Here is a 16,770-nt window from a genome sequence, read left to right as displayed (position 1 = left end):
TCCCTGTCGCTCCCGTTGCCCCTGTGTCGCCTGTTACTCCTGTCGCCCCCGTTGGGCCTGTGCCACCTGTTGCTCCTGTTGGACCCGTTGCCCCTGTTATTCCTGTCACTCCCGTTGGGCCTGTTGCTCCTGTTATTCCTGTCGCTCCCGTTGGACCTGTATCGCCTGTTACTCCCGTCGCTCCTGTTACTCCTGTCACTCCCGTTGGGCCTGTTGCTCCTGTTATTCCTGTCGCTCCCGTTGCCCCTGTGTCGCCTGTTACTCCTGTCGCTCCCGTTGAGCCTGTTGCTCCTGTTATTCCTGTCGCTCCCGTCGGACCGGTTGGACCAACCTTAGGAACTGTCCCATCGCAACTAAAACAGCATGAATCAACATGTACACCATTTTGATTATTACACCCACAATATCCATTTATGTTATTGCTCCATGAAGACATGTTGATCACTTCCTTTACATTCGATCTTTTTAGCGTAATCACCGAATCAAAAAACACCTATCTAAATAACAAAGAAATACTTAGCCTAGTGGGGGATAAAACACAGATTTCCTCCATACATTCTAGTAATTATTACATGCGATTCACTCTCCTTTTGCTTGTACTTTCGCCCCATCTCCACAGATTATTAACCATACACATTACGCTTTCGTACACAGACAAGTTCCCATTTAAACTTTCCACATTCGCCAATCTTTTTAGTAAAGAGGCTGATTCTTCATAAATAGCAACTATAATATATAAAAATCCGTATAACTTGTTATTTCTAGTCAAAATTTTAAAAAAATATTGACACTTAAATTATCCTCATAGTATGATTTGGGTGTTGTAATTGATAACCATTTTCACTTATGGTGCTAGTTACAAAAAACACTTAATTTGGGGGCAGAAGATGAAGAAAATTCTCAGTATTTTCATAGTAGTTCTTCTATTCGCTGTTGGATGCGGACAGCAAAAAGAGGAGAAAAAGGAAACAAAAGCGGACAATAAAAATCAAGCTATAACAATTAAACACGCTGAAGGGGAAACAAAGTTAGATAAACCAGCGAAAAAAGTAGTTGTACTTGAGTGGGTATATTCAGAAGACTTATTAGCACTTGGTGTTCAGCCAGTAGGGATGGCAGACATTAAGAATTATAATAAATGGGTAAATACAAAAACAAAACCAAGTAAAGATGTTGTAGATGTAGGGACACGTCAACAACCAAACTTAGAAGAAATTAGCCGTTTAAAACCAGATTTAATTATCACAGCTTCATTCCGTAGTAAAGCAATTAAAAATGAATTAGAGCAAATTGCACCAACAGTTATGTTTGATCCATCAACAAGCAATAACGATCACTTTGCTGAAATGACAGAAACATTTAAACAAATTGCAAAAGCAGTTGGAAAAGAAGAAGAAGGTAAAAAAGTATTAGCTGATATGGATAAAGCCTTCGCTGATGCAAAAGCAAAAATTGAGAAAGCAGACTTAAAAGATAAAAACATCGCAATGGCACAAGCATTTACTGCTAAAAACGTACCAACATTCCGTATCTTAACTGACAATTCTTTAGCTTTACAAGTTACAAAAAAATTAGGTTTAACAAATACTTTTGAAGCAGGAAAATCTGAGCCAGATGGTTTCAAACAAACAACTGTAGAATCATTACAAAGTGTACAAGATTCAAACTTCATTTACATTGTAGCGGATGAAGATAACATTTTTGACACTCAACTAAAAGGCAACCCTGCTTGGGAAGAATTAAAGTTCAAAAAAGAAAACAAAATGTATAAATTAAAAGGCGACACTTGGATTTTCGGTGGTCCTGAGTCTGCAACATCTTTAGCAACACAAGTAGCAGATGTAATGACAGCGAAGAAGTGATTACACAATGAATAGCCTACAACATACACTTCGAGCAAGTCTTGTATTCGGAGGAGGAGCAGCTCTCTTGCTCCTCCTTTTCTTTATTCATATCGGACAAGGTCAAGCAAACATTTCCTATAGTATGATTATTGATGCTCTTATCTCACCGAACCAATCACTAGAGCATCAAACTTTAATTATGCTTCGATTACCTAGGGCCGTAATTGCCATTTTAGCTGGAGGTGCTCTTGCTGCATCTGGGGTCATTTTACAAACATTAACGAAAAATCCACTTGCTGAATCCAGTACAATGGGTATTCACTCTGGCGCATATTTCTTTCTAGTAGCGGCTACAATTTTTTTACCAAAAGGTCTGCAAATTAATTCACTTCTTTTCACATTTATCGGCGGTGCTATTACCGCTTTATTTGTATACCGTATTTCTGGTGGAAAAAAGGGAACCCCACTTAGAATGGCACTAGCTGGTATGGTCGTTACATTAATGCTTTCTGCCTTTACCGGAACGATGCAGCTTTTCTATGAAAATGAAACAGCTGGTTTATTTTTATGGGGAGCTGGATCTCTTATTCAAAATAACTGGGATGGCGTTCAATTTGCTTTTCCATTTATCATTATTTCTTTCCTAGTTTTACTATTTATGTCTCGTAAACTCAACATTCTCTTACTTGGTGATGATGTCGCTGTTTCTCTTGGTGAAAAAACAGCAGTAACACGTCTTATCGCCTTCATTGCTGCGATCTTTTTAACAGCAGTAATTGTAACTGTTGTTGGACCAATTGGATTTGTTGGCTTAGTTGCACCACATTTAATGCGTCTTATTGGCTACCGTCAACACTTTACTCTCCTTCTCTCTTCTTTCTTATGGGGAGCTGTACTATTACTTGGAGCTGATGTCGTTGGTAGACTAATAGATCCAACTGGGGCTGAACTTCCTGTCGGAGCAGTCACGGCAATGATTGGATCACCTTGGCTTATTTACTTAGTCTATCGAATGATGAAATCGAAACAATATATGAATGATAACGGAGCGAATGCAGCTGGAGCTAGTTCTCACTATTACTCTTATAAAAAGGTAATCATTATCTCTATCACACTTTGCATTGTGACAATTACTCTTGGTGTTACAATCGGTAGTAACGCTTATATCGAAAGTATTACAAATGTTATATCAGGACAATTAACACAATTTGATAAAAATATGATGATGAACCTTCGTTTACCAAGAATGCTCGTTGCTGCTATTGCTGGCGCATGCCTTGCAATAAGTGGGCTTGTTTTCCAAGGTATATTACGAAACCCACTCGCCGATCCTTCTATTATTGGTATTTCATCGGGAGCTGGTGTTGGTGCTTTAACTATTATGTATGTCTTTCCCGCACTTCCTGGTTTCTTCCTACCAATTGGTGCATTTATCGGCGGACTACTTGCAGTTGGAATTGTTCTCTTCTTCTCATGGAAATCAGGATTTAGCCCAACAGCCCTTGCTTTAATAGGAATTGGTATTTCAGCTCTCGGTTCAGCGATTATTCAAATCTTTATCGTTAGAGCAAATTTGAACGTTGCTGCTGCTTTAACATGGCTATCAGGTAGCACGTATGCAAGAGGATGGAATCACTTAGAAAATATCATTCTATATCCATCGCTAATTCTTGTATTCATTATCTTTTTCTTAATAAAACAACTTGATGTTCTCGTACTTGGAGACGATTTAGCAACGGGACTCGGGCAACCAGTAAATAAAACGCGCCTTGCCCTCATTGTGTTAGCAACACTACTTGCATCTGTAAATATCGCAGCTGTCGGTACAATTGCCTTTCTAGGTCTTGTTGCGCCACACTTAGCACGAATCGTCGTTGGTATGAATCATCAAAGATTATTCGTTTGCTCCGCACTATTTGGAGCAATCCTTCTTTCCATTGCTGATTTACTCGGACGAACAATTGCATATCCGAAAGAAATTCCTTCTGGACTTGTCGTTGCTGTACTTGGAGCACCTTATTTCTTATGGTTGATGAGGAAGAGTGGGAAGAAGGTTAATTAAAAAGGAGGCTTCGTTTTAGAAGCCTCCTTTTTATATACTAAATAAAGTGAAACTTTAATTAGTGGGGGGTTTCTTCATCCCCGCTGATTATTAGCCCACACCAATCGGACTTTTATGAGCAGTGGATCTCCCACCTAACTTCTTTGCTCCAGCCGAATCTTGAGGTGGAAGTTTTACTGTCCGACGAATAGCCGGATAAATTACTCTGATCTCACTAATTTCACAGATTTAGTACTCCCCATAAACTCATGATGTACAGTTAATGTGTTCTCCTCAATTTTCAAATCAGCCTTATGCTTTATTTCCCCCACTAAAAATACAAGCTCTACAGAAATAATCCCTTGGTCCACACTTAATATTCGAAAGTCTCCTATAGTAGTCCCTTTCCCAAAAATATTATGTTCCATAAATTCTCCGCCTGTTTTCTCACTATTAATAGATTCTATTTCCAACCCAACTGGCCTGTCTGTACTTTCTGATGACATCCAAGACCCCTTTAACTTTCCAATATCAGCCTCTTTTTTCTTTTCATTTTTTAACTCTTCCTCTTTTTTCTTAACTTCTGCTTGTTGAGTTAGTAAGCCATCGATTTGCTTATTCAGCTCTTCGGCCCGTTGATTTTCCGAAATAAATTGTTGATTTTGGCCAGTATCGTTAACAATTTTATTTACTATCCCTTTAGCCTCTTCATACTTTTTATCACTCTTTAACTTCTCTGCCTTTTCCAATTGACCTATATATTGACCTTTTAACTCTTTATGCTCTATGAGCGAATCTTTTTGTTCTTTCGCTTGACTTTGAAGGATTGCGGAACCATCTTTCATCTTTTCTACTTCTTGAAACAAACCTATTGCTTGTTCTATATTTCCACTCGATTTCTCTTTTATCGAACTTATCATCTTAGTAGTTTGGTCTTTTAATACCTTTGCTTCTTTATCATCCTTTTTCTCTTCTAATGCTAGCTCAAATGATGCTACTGCCGTGTCATATTCTTTACTCGCTAACGCCAATTTCCCTTGATCCATTGCTTTTTTATAGGTTTCATTGCTACATCCTACCATTAAAAATAAAATTATGATTCCTAAAATCAATCTTTTCATAATATCTCCCTAAATTAATATAATTCTATATACACTCAATAGTATCATAAAATTTATATATAAAATTTTAAATACCATCATTAAAACATAAAGGGAACTTGTCATTTCTTCTCGAACTTAATCTATGAACATAAGTAGAGGGGGATAACAATAATGTACCAAACAATTGAAGGCTTTTTACAATCATGGACATACGAAGCAGAGTCTACTCAGAAAATGCTTGATTCATTAACCGATGCATCTTTATCACAGGAAATTGCACCTGAACATTGGACTTTAGGAAGAGTTGCTTGGCATATCGTGACGGCAATTCCTGTGATACTATCTGGCACAGGGCTAAAGTTTGAAGGAGAAACGAAAGATTATCCTGTTCCAACTTCTGCAAAAACAATTGCAGATGAATACCGTAAAGTAAACGCGGCTTTTGTTGAAACACTTCAAAGTAAATGGACTGATAAAGACTTAGCTACTATTAATGACTTCTTTGGTCGCCCTATGCCGAATTCTATATTTTTAATGACACTCATTAATCATCAAAATCACCACCGCGGGCAAATGACGGTTTTAATGCGACAAGCCGGCTTAACAGTTCCTGGCGTATATGGTCCCGCAAAAGAAGAATGGGCTGCGGCTGGAATGGAAGCTCCTAAAATGTAACGACAAAAAAGACAAGATGTTTACATATCTTGTCTTTTTCTGTAACTTGTTTCATGTGAAACTTTATAATGCATCTTCACTCTCAATATTTTTAATCCCAAAATAAGCAATCACCATACCGATCGCTGCAAATGTGAATTGAAGAGGTAGAAAAGTCGCTATCGGAAATATTGGCTGGTTATTAATTGCGATTGACACAACAATAATAGATGAAACAATTGTAGTTGGCACTGAACGTTTACGCATTCCGAAATATAGCGGGATTAAACTTATTCCCGCAGTTGCAATGGCTAAAGGAACAAGATTTATTCCTTCTTGCACTAATTGATCTACTGTAAATGGATTAGGAAGAATTGAAAAATAGCTATCTATCCCAAAGAAAACTCCTACTATTAAAATGTTAGATACAATAACTGTTATAAATGTTAATGTCGCTGTAATGACCAACTTACTAATCATCATTTTTCTCCGATTAATAGGATAAGAAAACATAAGTATTATTGTTTTATTTTTATATTCACCAATTATTAACCTTGCGATTAACACACTACCAAAAACAATAAATGTTGCTCTTACTAATGTACTAGCCGTTAACAACATCATCTGCGGATCTCTTATTTCCGGATCACCTTCTACTTGAGCAACGATGCTCGTAAAGATCATTAATGCCAGTATAGTAATATTTGCAATAACTGCCCCTTTTACGTACCAGCCAAGCTTAAACTTTTTCAATTCTAGCTTCATAAGACGTAACATGATAGTCCTCCTTTCCTCTGAAACACCTTAACCCCCAAAACCACACTAGCAATTGTAATAAGTAAAATTGCAATTACTATTATCTTTTTCACCATTCATACCCCAGTTCGTTGTTGTTTTAAGCTTACTTCATGCCACATCAACCTTGTCGATTTTACGATAAGATAGATAACTAATGAAAATCCCTAATAAACAGAGCACAATTGGGATAGCTATAAAATCAAACATACTTACTTGACCGTTTCCAGCCCCAACGTTACCACTAATCAGCATACCAATTATTACTGCGGAAGTAATCGTTGTAGGTGTCGATTTCTTTCTCATTCCAAAAAATAAAGGAATTAAACTTATACCAGATATCATAAATGCACTTATAATAGTAGCTGGAACGATAGCTATTATTTCGCCTATCGTAGCAGGTGTTTCAATCAGTCCCATCATTGGACTCACAAAATAAACGAGCAAACTAATAATGAAAGTAGCGATAATCGTGCTCACAAAACAAAAACAAAAAACAATTGTTAATTTCGCCCTCATTAGCATTTTCCTTTGCAGCGGGTACATAAACGATAGTTGCATTGTTTTGTTCTTATACTCGTCTATTACTAACCGTGATAAAATGACCGAACTAAAAATAATGAATGTTATCCTAATAAAAGTGTTTATTAAAACCATTTGTTGCGTGAAGTCAAAGAAGAGCACGTCTCCCTCAGCTTTAATTCCCAACGCCATAAGGCTTACTGCAGCGAAAATTGCTATAATACAAATTGCTACCCCTTTAAAGTAACTAGATAATTTATGTTTCTTCCATTCGAGCTTCATTAATCTAAGCATACAAACCACTCCTCCATTCTTTATATAACTGTCTTTATGCTGCTAACATTCTAATTCCAGCAGTAACGAAGCTTAACATTCCTATCACTAGTAGAATTAACAACCATTTCCGCTCTGGTTTTCTATAATATAAAATTCCACTTATTAGCATTACGATAAATCCACTTACCAGGTTCAGCCACAGTCCATTAAGCATGAATACCTTCTCCATCCATTACATTTAAGAAATATTCTTCTAAGGAACTATGTTTCTTATTAATACTTTCAATTTCCACATCGTTCATAATAAGTGCTTTTGAAATGGCCTGCTGAGACACTGACGTATCATACACACGAATCATGGTTCCACTCATTATTTTGTAGTTTTTTATACCAAGTTTATCTTCTAAAATATAAGCTGCACGTTTCACATCAGGAACAGTGATTTCAATGTACTCTGTTTGCTTTCCGTTAATACTCTTCATTGAAACTTCTTTTATTAGTTTTCCATTTTGAATCACACCAATTGTATCGGCCATTAATTCCATCTCACCTAAAATATGACTAGAAACTAATAATGTAATACCGTATTCTTTGCAGAGCATTTTAAATAAGTCTCGTAACTCTTTAATGCCAATTGGATCTAAACCGTTAATTGGTTCATCTAAAATGAGCAATTCTGGCTTTGTCACGATTGCCCTTGCAATACCGAGTCGTTGTTTCATTCCTAATGAAAAATCTTTTACTTTTTTATTATCTACCCCTTGTAGTTTCACTAAATGTAAAGCATGGTCAATTGCATTTTTATCGTAGTAGCCCATATATTCACAATGCAGGTCTAAGTTTTCTTTCGCCGTTAATTTATCATAAAAGATTGGGTATTCAATAATTGTCCCCATTCTTTTTAATACTTCATACGATGTATCTGTTAATTTCTCACCGAAAATTTCTATATCACCACTCGTCGGTTTTATTAAATTTGTAATCATTTTCATAATCGTTGTTTTACCAGCACCGTTTGGTCCTAAAAAACCATAAATTTCTCCTTTTTTCACATGCATGTTAACACCGGAAATAACTTCTTTCCCTTTAAACACTTTCGTTAACTGGTTTGTTTTTACTATATATGTCATGTTACTTTCCCCTTTCGCAATACTCTATATTTCTATAATAGACAACAGAAATCTCTTTTTTCTTACCCGTTCCTTACAAATTCCTTACGCTGAAAAAAAGCTTGTAGAATTTACTTCTCTACAAGCTAAAACAGCATCTTTTTTAATACAACTGTAAAAATTGTTTTTTCATAGGGCTTACTAGAAAGATGTATTTCTCCGTCCATCGCTTCCACAAGCCGTTTCGTAATCGTTAATCCTAGACCGCTTCCTTGGTACGATCTATTTCTTGAATCTTCAAGTGTGTACATTCGCTCAAACACTTTATCAATATGAGATTCATCAATTCCTTTTCCTTTATCCCATACGTCTATATACACACTCGTTTCATCATCTCTTAAAGTCATACCGAGTGTCTTTCCATCATCTCCATATGTAATTGCATTTGATATTAAATTATTCAATACTCTGCCTAATACTTCTACATTTCCAAGTGCGTATATATTTCTTTCTGGTATATCAATATGAACCTGAAAACCTTTCGTCGTCACTAAATCATAAAAAGATAAAATCTTCTCGCGGCAAACTTCATTCATATTTACTTTTGTCATTTCAATTGCTTTGTCACCAGATTCTAATTTTGCCAAATCAAAAAACTTATGAATTAGCTCCATCACTTCTAATGTTTTCGTATGCACTTTTTCAAGTAATATTTGTTGTTCTTCTTCACTTATCGTTTTATCCTTATTTAACATTTCTGTATATCCAAGAATAACTGTTAGTGGTGTTTTCAAGTCATGCGAAATATTTGAAAGCATTTTTCTCATCGAAATTTCTACTTTGGCATGATCTGCATTCGTTTTCTGTTTTGCATCTAATAATTGATTAATTGCCACTAATAATTTTTGCAATTCTAGATCATCTGTCATAACGAGTAACGTCTCGCCTGTTTTGTCATTTACAATACTTTCTAACTTTTCATATGTGTATCGTAAATTTTTACTACTATTTTTTCTCATTTTATATTGCATATAAATGACACATAACAATATAAAAATAATACCTATTAACAAATTGACCATATTACATCACTTCCAACTTATAGCCGATGCCCCATAACGTTTTAATATATTCTGGATTAGATGGATCACTTTCAATTTTCTCACGCAATCTTCTCATATGAACATTAATAACGTTATCATCACCGTAATACTCTTCATTCCAAACTAACGTATATATTTGCGCTTTTGTAAATACACGATTTTGATTTTTTACGAACAGTTTTAAAATCTCAAATTCTTTTAAAGTGAGCTTGAGAGGGTTCCCGTTTTTTTCTACAGTAAAATTAATTGGATCGATTGTTAAATCGCCAATCTGAATCATCTTTTCTGTTGTTTCTGTAGCCGAGTATTTCGTAGACCGCCGAATCCCTGCTTTTACACGTGCAGCCAATTCAATCATAGAAAATGGCTTACAAATGTAATCATCTGCTCCAAGTCCTAAGCCAACAGCTTTATCAACATCTGTATCTTTTGCCGACATCATTAAAATCGGAACAGCACTTTTTTCACGAATAATACGTACAACCTCTAATCCGTCTAACTTCGGCATCATTATATCAAGGATCACTAAATCAAAAGATGATTTAAAAAAGGTTTGCACCCCTGCTTCCCCGTCAGACGCCATCGTAACTTGAAAGCCTTCCTTTAATAAATATTTTTCCACCATCTCTTGAATTGAAATATCATCTTCAACTAATAAAATATGATGTGACATATGTCTATCCCCTTTTTTTACAAACATTAACATATCAATTGTATCGCAACGAATGAATGCTGGAAACAGTTATATGAATTTTCAAACCAACTTCCCTTCCTTCCTTAACAATGATATGATGAAATTCACTACGATTGTTCATAATTAACTTTATATAAAGGAGACTTATCATGTCAGAAAACAAAAAAGTAAGCTTAGCTGATTTAATGCGTGAACAACTTGCTAAGAAAAAGCAAGGAAATGGAAATGGTCAAAATGCAAAAAATCAAAACCAAGAAACGAAAAAATTACAAAACCAACAAACAAAGAAGACAAACAACCAACGTAGACGTACAGGTGTGTAAATGAACGGACAAAAACGTTCTAATATCGCACCCGGTCTTGAAGTTGATATTGTATTAAAACAAGATCAACGAACAGGCAAATTAACACGTGGCATTGTAAAAGATATTTTAACAAACTCCCCTTCCCATCCACATGGCATTAAAGTGCGATTGCAGGACGGGCAAGTCGGTAGAGTACAAAATATCGTTCAATAAGAAAAGGAGCTCAAGTAAACTCGAGCTCCTTTTTCTTTATTAACCTTTAATTTTCTCGATGAAAACTACTTTTAAATAGTCTCCTTCTTTAAATTGATCAATGGTACGGAAATCTTCTGGTAAAGAATGTTCTTCTAATATTTTATATTTGCCATTCATTTCTTTAAAGGCTGTATCGATAAAGCCTTTAAACTTTTTCATATCGAATGCACTACAATTTGTAGAAGCAACGATAATACCGTTATTTTCTGTAATAGCAATTGTTTCTTTCAATAAATTTTTATAATCTTTTGCTGCACTAAATGTATATTTTTTTGATCGGGCGAAGCTTGGAGGATCAAGTACGACCATATCAAATTTCATCTTTTTCTTAGCTGCATATTTGAAGTAAAGAAATACATCTTCTACAATAATATCTTGTGCTTCATAATCAACTTCATTGACACTAAACTGCTCAATCGTTTTACTTAAACTACGATTTGCAAGGTCAACACTCGTCGTTTTACTCGCTCCGCCAAGCGCTGCAAATACAGAGAAAGCACCTGTATAAGAGAACATATTTAACACTGTTCTTCCCTTTGCATATTTATCACGAATTTGTTTTCGAACGTTACGTTGATCTAAAAATACACCAACCATTGCCCCGTCATTTAAATAAACAGCGAAGTTCACACCGTTCTCTTTTACGATAAGCGGGAACTCACCGCGCTCTCCTGCTACGAAATCATCACCCTCAATATATTTCCCTTTCGTATCAAAACGCTTCTTCTCATAAATGCCTTTAAAGTTTGCTACTTTTTGCAGAGCTGCTATAATCTCATCTCTGAAAGTATAAATCCCTTCACTATACCAACTTACTACGTAGTAGCCGTCATAATAATCGATAATTAGTCCGCCAAGACCATCACCTTCACCGTTTAGGGCGCGGAATGCTGTCGTATCACTTGATTTATAAAATTGTTTTCGTTTATGTAAGGCAGATTTGATTTTACTTTCAAAGAAAGATTGATTAATTTGTTCACTCTCTTTTCTCGTTAAAATCCAGCCGTATCCTTTATTTTGTTTTCCATAATAACCTTTTCCGACAAAGTTGTTCTTCTCATCTACTACTTTGATGATTGTCCCTTCTTCACGAACATCGTTTAAATTTTGAATTGCATCTTTTAAAATAAGTGGATATCCACTTTTAATTTCTTTTATAAATTTCGGTTTTATTTTTATAGTTACTTCTGATCGCATATAATAACTTCCTTTCCATTTGCATGCTTTCTCTATAGGAAGCATTTAAAAAACGAGCCTGAAAAAACAGCCTCGTTTCACTATACCATATTATTGCTTTGCTAGTACAACTCGCTCATTCTCGCACTTAACCGCCACATATTTACTACGTTTTGAAATGGAAATCTCACTGTCCAAAATAATAGAAAAAAATTATATATTTCACATTTACCATTGACAATGATAATGATTTTCATTATCATTTAATGTATATGAGTTCTTGAAAATATAGCTACATTTATAGGAGGAATAAACATGATTATTGTTACAAATACAGCTAAAATTACAAAGGGAAATGGACATAAATTAATTGAGCGTTTTAATAAAGTAGGTAAAGTTGAAACGATGCCAGGCTTTTTAGGTCTAGAAGTTCTTTTAACGCAAAATACAGTTGATTATGATGAGGTAACAATTAGCACTCGATGGAATGCAAAAGAAGATTTCCAAGGTTGGACAAAGAGCGCCGCATTTAAAGATGCTCACTCACATCAAGGTGGAATGCCAGAATATATTCTTGATAATAAAATTGCTTACTATGATGTAAAAGTTGTACGTATGCCAATGGCTGCAGCACAGTAAAAACAGTTCTTTTTTAAAGTATAGAATATGAGAAGCGTTATCTATCACTTCTCATATTCTATACTTTTTTCTTTAATTTCTTTTTACTAACTTTGCGTGTATAACTAGCCTTCCAGCCTCTGGATCAAGCGCATAGTCACAAGTAGAAAGTGTTACGATTTCATCATTAGCCGTCAATTCCGTATCCGTTTTGTACAGTGATTTTTCTTGAACTTCCTTTAAGAACGATGTATATACTGCATCATTTTCAAAATCCGTTTCAATGTAATAAAAGTCCGTTGTTGTCGTATATACTGAAAAAACTTCAACGTCGTATCCTTCAAATAATGTATCGTAATATAATTTACGATGGGACATGAAAAAGTCTTCATCCAACATTTTTTTTAAACTACCAAACATAGAACCGTCTTTCATACGATGGCCATATAAAATCGTATTTCGATTTTGAGATTTCACATCATTACGATGGTCCATAAAAATGCTTCCCGCTCTCATATCTTCACCTTTATAATTACGAAATAAATAGTAATCATTATCTTTTGCTTGAACGATTGGATAATTAATTTGTGTATCATCCATCGTAATCCATCCGACTATCTCTGGATTAATTTTCTGGAGATCCTGAAACTGTTTACGTACCTCTCCGTCTTCCGATTTTTCTTCCATTGGACTTCTTTTATAAATATGTTGTGCCTCAGCCATTACTTTACGATTTTCATAATAATCCATGAAAATCCCACCCAACTCATACATTGAATAGAAAAAGATTCCTAAAAACGCAATTGTAAGTATGCGTTGAAAAAAAGAATTCTTTTTCCGTCCGTTCTTGCTATTCAAATTATCACCTCAAAACGGATTATACTCAGCCTTTAGATTCCCATAGGTACCATATACAATCCAGTATCTTCATCCTGTTTTACAATGACATCTACACCATATATTGCTTTAACCATCTCTTCTGTTATTACATCATTAGGATTACCTTTCGTAATGATCTCTCCATCTTTCATAACGATAATATGGTCGCTATAACGAATGGCTTGATTAATATCATGTAATACCATTACAATCGTTAATCCATACACTTCATTTAACTCTTTCACTAATTCTAATATTTCTAGCTGATAGTAAATATCTAAATAGGTTGTCGGTTCATCTAAGAAAAGCATTGGTGTATTTTGAGCTAATGTCATTGCGATCCAAACTCGCTGCCTCTCTCCACCGGATAAAGCATAGATTGGCTTATCACGCTTACTTTGTAAATTCGTACATACTAGTGCACGCTCTATCGCTTCTCTATCTTCATCTGTTTGCGGAGAGAAAATATTTTTATATGGCATACGCCCAAAGCTTATTAGCTTTTCCACTGTAATATCTGCTGGAGCCTCATTTTGTTGGTGGACAACTGCTAGCTTTCTAGCAAACTCTTTCGGTTTATATTCACTAATCGCTTTCCCATCAAGTATTACTTCTCCACTGCTAGGAACGTGATTTCTAGACATGACACTAAGTAATGTTGATTTCCCGCATCCATTCGGGCCAATGATTGTTGTAATTTTCCCAATTTCTATTTCACTACTAACAGACTTTAAACGATTTGTTACGTTATCATATGAAAAGGTTACATTTTTAATTTCCATCAACTTTATCACTCTTTCTAAGCAAGAATATTAAGAATGGACCACCAATAACCGCCATAATTGTTGCTGCTGGAATTTCATTAGGTGGCACAATTAACCTTCCAATCGTATCCGCCGTCAAAATTAATAACGCCCCTGCAAGAGCAGAAAATGGAATTAATACTTTATGGTCTGAACCGACCAATTGTCTTGAAATATGCGGAACTAGCAATCCTACAAAAGCAATAACACCTGCAATCGCTGTTGATACTGCCGCTAAGAGTACTGCAATGGCAGAAATAATAAGACGAACTCTCGTCACGTGCAAGCCTAAGTTTTTCGCAGTCTTATCTTGTAGCGATAATAAGTTACACCAAGCTCCTACGAACAGAGCAAGAATAAGACCAATCGTTCCATAAGTCACCATTATTTCTACATCGCCCCACGTCTTCATTGTTATGTTAGAAGTCGTCGTTTGCTTAATACTTTTAATAAAATACCCACAAATCGTAACGAATGATTCATTTAATCCAGTAAACATCGCATTAATGGCAATACCAATTAAAATAATGCGAAGTGGGCTTAACCCTGACTTCCATGAAAACGAATAAACGAGATAACACGCAAGCGCACCACCTAAAAAGGCGAATACGGGGGTCCAGAAAAAGAATTGCGGGAACAAAGTAATAATAACGAGTGTCATAAAACTTGCTCCTGAAGATATACCGATTACCCCAGCATCAGCGAGTGGATTCTTCATAACAGCTTGAAAAAGCACCCCTGAAACAGCAAGAGCCGCTCCAGTGAACAGCGCAATAATAATACGAGGGAAACGTAAATCTTTAATGACTTCAACATCTTCATTTCCACCTATAAATATCCCTTGTACAAGTTCAACAATACCTACTTCTAAACTCCCTTTCATCGCTGACAATGATGTCATAACAATGAGCAATGCAGTAACAATGAGGAAACTCCAAGTTTTTTTATTCATTCTACTCTTCCTTTATATTAAAATGCATCACGGATACATCATTTTTTTCAATTCATCTAAAGCTTCAATTGCTGCTAAATTGCCTGTCGTTCCAAATAAACGCTCTTCTAAATCATAAACACGGTTATTTTTAACCGCAGCAAAGTGTTTCCAAATATCATTTGTTTTAAATTCTTTATCAAACATTTTTACAACCTCATCAGGCATACCATGAGCTGCTCGTAAAATAATATCTGGATCAGCTTTCTTTAAATACTCTGTATTAGAAGCTAAATATTCTACTTGTTCACCTTGCACAATATTTTTACCACCTAATTGTTTTACTAAATCTCCAATATAAGAATACTCTGTTGCTACTAAATAACTTCCCGGCACACCTAATAAAATAAGCACTGTCGGTTCTTTCTTTCCTTTTACTTCCTTTTGAATGCTAGCAACCTTTTTATCTAACTTAGTTACTACTGCTTCAGCCTGTTTTTCACGTCCATATTTCTTACCTAAATCGCTAATAGAACTTTGCATATTTTTTAAACTCGTTAAATCTAAAAAGTTTGCTTTCATACCCACACCATCAAAAACTGGCTTTAATTCGTATTCAAGTGTTGTCACAGATAACACTTCTGAAGGCTTTAATGACTTTACCTTTTCCATATCTGGACTCATTGGATTCCCAACTTCAGGTAAACCTTTATATCGCTTCGGTAAAGTTTTAGAACTTGTTGGAACACCGACTAAATCTACTTCTAACGCATCCATAATTTCAGTAACAGCCACTGTTGTTGCAACAACGCGCTCTTTACTCTCACTCTTTACCTGCTTTGCTGTTTCTTTTTTTGGTGACGAGCACCCGGCTATACTCATTAACAAAATGATAGCCATTAGTACACTTACGATTTTCTTCACTCTCAATCACCACTCCCTTCCATACAATATGAAACAAGTCTTGATGCACGCGAACATGCATCAAGACTCCAAAAATTACAATCTACCTGCTCTATATTTACGAACTAGTAAAGCAAGTGAACCTAGCAGTAACACCATATATAAACCAAGTTGTGCTGTATCTGCAGTTTTTGAGTTTTTCTCTTTTTTTGAATCATTTTTTGTATCTTCTTTTTTCTTCTGACCATCTGCATTTCGGTTAAAATCAGGAGTACCTACTGTTTTTACATTATCTACTTTCGGTGTAGTCACTGGATTTTCCGGTTCATTCTTCGGTTCCTCTTTAATAGTTCCTAACGCGCCGATATTATTTGTATCAAATTGAATTTGTACATCGTAGAAATGATGATAGTTCATCTCATCGATGTCTACCTTTACTTTTGCGTTTAATTTTTTAAATAGATCTTCTACTTCAAACTGTACTACTCGCGTATTTGCATTTTTATCTTCGCTTACTACTTTCGCATCAGCGAATAGTTCCTTGTTTTCCGTTTGGAATTTCGTAATCCACGCACTATTTTTCAGCTTCATCTCAATGTATTTTTTACCATCTTTTACGATTAATTTCGCTGGATTTACAACATAGTCATGCATCTTTGAAATTTCATCTGTTTTATCTTTTAATACTTTAAATGTAATATCATATTGGCCATCTACTAAATTTTTCGGATCAACTATTACTCTCGGGTTATTATTTCC

Annotated in this window: 19 protein-coding genes and 1 pseudogene; 6 read left to right on the top strand and 14 right to left on the bottom strand. The window is 35.4% G+C overall.

Annotated elements, in window-relative coordinates; genetic code table 11:
- Positions 1–436: pseudogene (locus tag MR167_RS26145) on the bottom strand (collagen-like protein); the annotation flags it as partial.
- A gap of 451 nt (positions 437–887) precedes the next feature.
- Here MR167_RS26145 and MR167_RS26140 point away from each other — a divergent pair.
- On the top strand, positions 888–1,862 hold the full coding sequence (locus tag MR167_RS26140; protein ID WP_000722824.1) for an ABC transporter substrate-binding protein: 975 nt from the start codon (positions 888–890) through the stop codon (positions 1,860–1,862).
- A gap of 7 nt (positions 1,863–1,869) precedes the next feature.
- The gene (fhuB, locus tag MR167_RS26135) at positions 1,870–3,906 is read left to right on the top strand and encodes a Fe(3+)-hydroxamate ABC transporter permease FhuB (protein ID WP_081143666.1); all 2,037 of its coding nucleotides are present in this window, start codon (positions 1,870–1,872) and stop codon (positions 3,904–3,906) included.
- A gap of 200 nt (positions 3,907–4,106) precedes the next feature.
- Here the strand turns inward: fhuB and MR167_RS26130 are convergent, their stop codons facing one another.
- Positions 4,107–5,006 (bottom strand): tetratricopeptide repeat protein, encoded by a 900-nt coding sequence (locus MR167_RS26130; RefSeq protein ID WP_000825582.1) that lies wholly within the window; start codon positions 5,004–5,006, stop codon positions 4,107–4,109.
- 153 nt (positions 5,007–5,159) lie between these two features.
- Between MR167_RS26130 and MR167_RS26125 the strand changes: the two genes are divergently transcribed.
- Positions 5,160–5,663, top strand: coding sequence for a DinB family protein (locus MR167_RS26125; protein ID WP_000284975.1), 504 nt, complete (start codon positions 5,160–5,162; stop codon positions 5,661–5,663).
- A 63-nt stretch (positions 5,664–5,726) separates the two neighbouring features.
- Here the strand turns inward: MR167_RS26125 and MR167_RS26120 are convergent, their stop codons facing one another.
- From MR167_RS26120 to MR167_RS26095, 6 genes are all read right to left on the bottom strand, one after another.
- The gene (locus tag MR167_RS26120) at positions 5,727–6,419 is read right to left on the bottom strand and encodes an ABC transporter permease (RefSeq protein WP_000945187.1); all 693 of its coding nucleotides are present in this window, start codon (positions 6,417–6,419) and stop codon (positions 5,727–5,729) included.
- Positions 6,420–6,548: 129 nt separating this feature from the next.
- Positions 6,549–7,253 (bottom strand): ABC transporter permease, encoded by a 705-nt coding sequence (locus tag MR167_RS26115; protein ID WP_000945208.1) that lies wholly within the window; start codon positions 7,251–7,253, stop codon positions 6,549–6,551.
- Positions 7,254–7,287: 34 nt separating this feature from the next.
- On the bottom strand, positions 7,288–7,449 hold the full coding sequence (locus MR167_RS26110) for a hypothetical protein (protein WP_000931814.1): 162 nt from the start codon (positions 7,447–7,449) through the stop codon (positions 7,288–7,290).
- Entirely contained in the window at positions 7,442–8,365 is a 924-nt protein-coding gene (locus MR167_RS26105; RefSeq protein ID WP_000221121.1) for an ABC transporter ATP-binding protein, read from the bottom strand. Before MR167_RS26105 ends, MR167_RS26110 begins: the two co-directional genes overlap by 8 nt.
- 125 nt (positions 8,366–8,490) lie before the next feature.
- A complete protein-coding gene (locus MR167_RS26100) occupies positions 8,491–9,426 on the bottom strand; it encodes a HAMP domain-containing histidine kinase (RefSeq protein WP_000247674.1) in 936 nt (311 codons plus the stop codon).
- 1 nt (position 9,427) lies between these two features.
- Positions 9,428–10,120 (bottom strand): response regulator transcription factor, encoded by a 693-nt coding sequence (locus MR167_RS26095; RefSeq protein WP_000018046.1) that lies wholly within the window; start codon positions 10,118–10,120, stop codon positions 9,428–9,430.
- Between the two features lie 170 nt (positions 10,121–10,290).
- Between MR167_RS26095 and MR167_RS26090 the strand changes: the two genes are divergently transcribed.
- Entirely contained in the window at positions 10,291–10,464 is a 174-nt protein-coding gene (locus MR167_RS26090) for a hypothetical protein (protein WP_001293576.1), read from the top strand.
- Positions 10,465–10,659, top strand: coding sequence for a YwbE family protein (locus MR167_RS26085; RefSeq protein ID WP_001014310.1), 195 nt, complete (start codon positions 10,465–10,467; stop codon positions 10,657–10,659).
- Between the two features lie 39 nt (positions 10,660–10,698).
- Here MR167_RS26085 and MR167_RS26080 read toward each other — a convergent pair whose 3' ends face one another.
- Positions 10,699–11,898, bottom strand: coding sequence for a class I SAM-dependent rRNA methyltransferase (locus MR167_RS26080; protein ID WP_001255945.1), 1,200 nt, complete (start codon positions 11,896–11,898; stop codon positions 10,699–10,701).
- 294 nt (positions 11,899–12,192) lie between these two features.
- On the opposite strand from MR167_RS26080, the gene isdG reads away from it, so the two are divergent.
- Positions 12,193–12,516, top strand: a complete 324-nt coding sequence (gene isdG, locus MR167_RS26075) for a heme oxygenase (RefSeq protein WP_000587818.1) — start codon at positions 12,193–12,195, stop codon at positions 12,514–12,516.
- A 72-nt stretch (positions 12,517–12,588) separates the two neighbouring features.
- Here isdG and srtB read toward each other — a convergent pair whose 3' ends face one another.
- The 5 genes from srtB to MR167_RS26050 all read right to left on the bottom strand — a co-directional run.
- Complete coding sequence (gene srtB / locus MR167_RS26070) at positions 12,589–13,353, bottom strand: class B sortase (protein WP_002162479.1); 765 nt, start codon at positions 13,351–13,353, stop codon at positions 12,589–12,591.
- Positions 13,354–13,385: 32 nt separating this feature from the next.
- Positions 13,386–14,156, bottom strand: coding sequence for an ABC transporter ATP-binding protein (locus MR167_RS26065; protein WP_000403765.1), 771 nt, complete (start codon positions 14,154–14,156; stop codon positions 13,386–13,388).
- On the bottom strand, positions 14,146–15,129 hold the full coding sequence (locus tag MR167_RS26060) for a FecCD family ABC transporter permease (RefSeq protein WP_106081808.1): 984 nt from the start codon (positions 15,127–15,129) through the stop codon (positions 14,146–14,148). Before MR167_RS26060 ends, MR167_RS26065 begins: the two co-directional genes overlap by 11 nt.
- A 27-nt stretch (positions 15,130–15,156) precedes the next feature.
- Positions 15,157–16,038: a heme ABC transporter substrate-binding protein IsdE gene (gene isdE / locus MR167_RS26055; protein WP_042595929.1), complete on the bottom strand. Its 882-nt coding sequence runs from the start codon at positions 16,036–16,038 to the stop codon at positions 15,157–15,159.
- 69 nt (positions 16,039–16,107) lie between these two features.
- Positions 16,108–16,770 (bottom strand): NEAT domain-containing protein (locus MR167_RS26050; protein ID WP_242315858.1); only part of this gene is annotated, 663 nt, incomplete at its 5' end.

It is taken from the genome of Bacillus cereus group sp. BfR-BA-01355 (assembly GCF_022663675.1).
GTDB classification, from domain to species: Bacteria; Bacillota; Bacilli; order Bacillales; family Bacillaceae_G; genus Bacillus_A; species Bacillus_A thuringiensis_S.
Note: the sequence above shows the minus strand (reverse complement) of the source record. Positions and strands in the feature narration are given on the sequence as shown.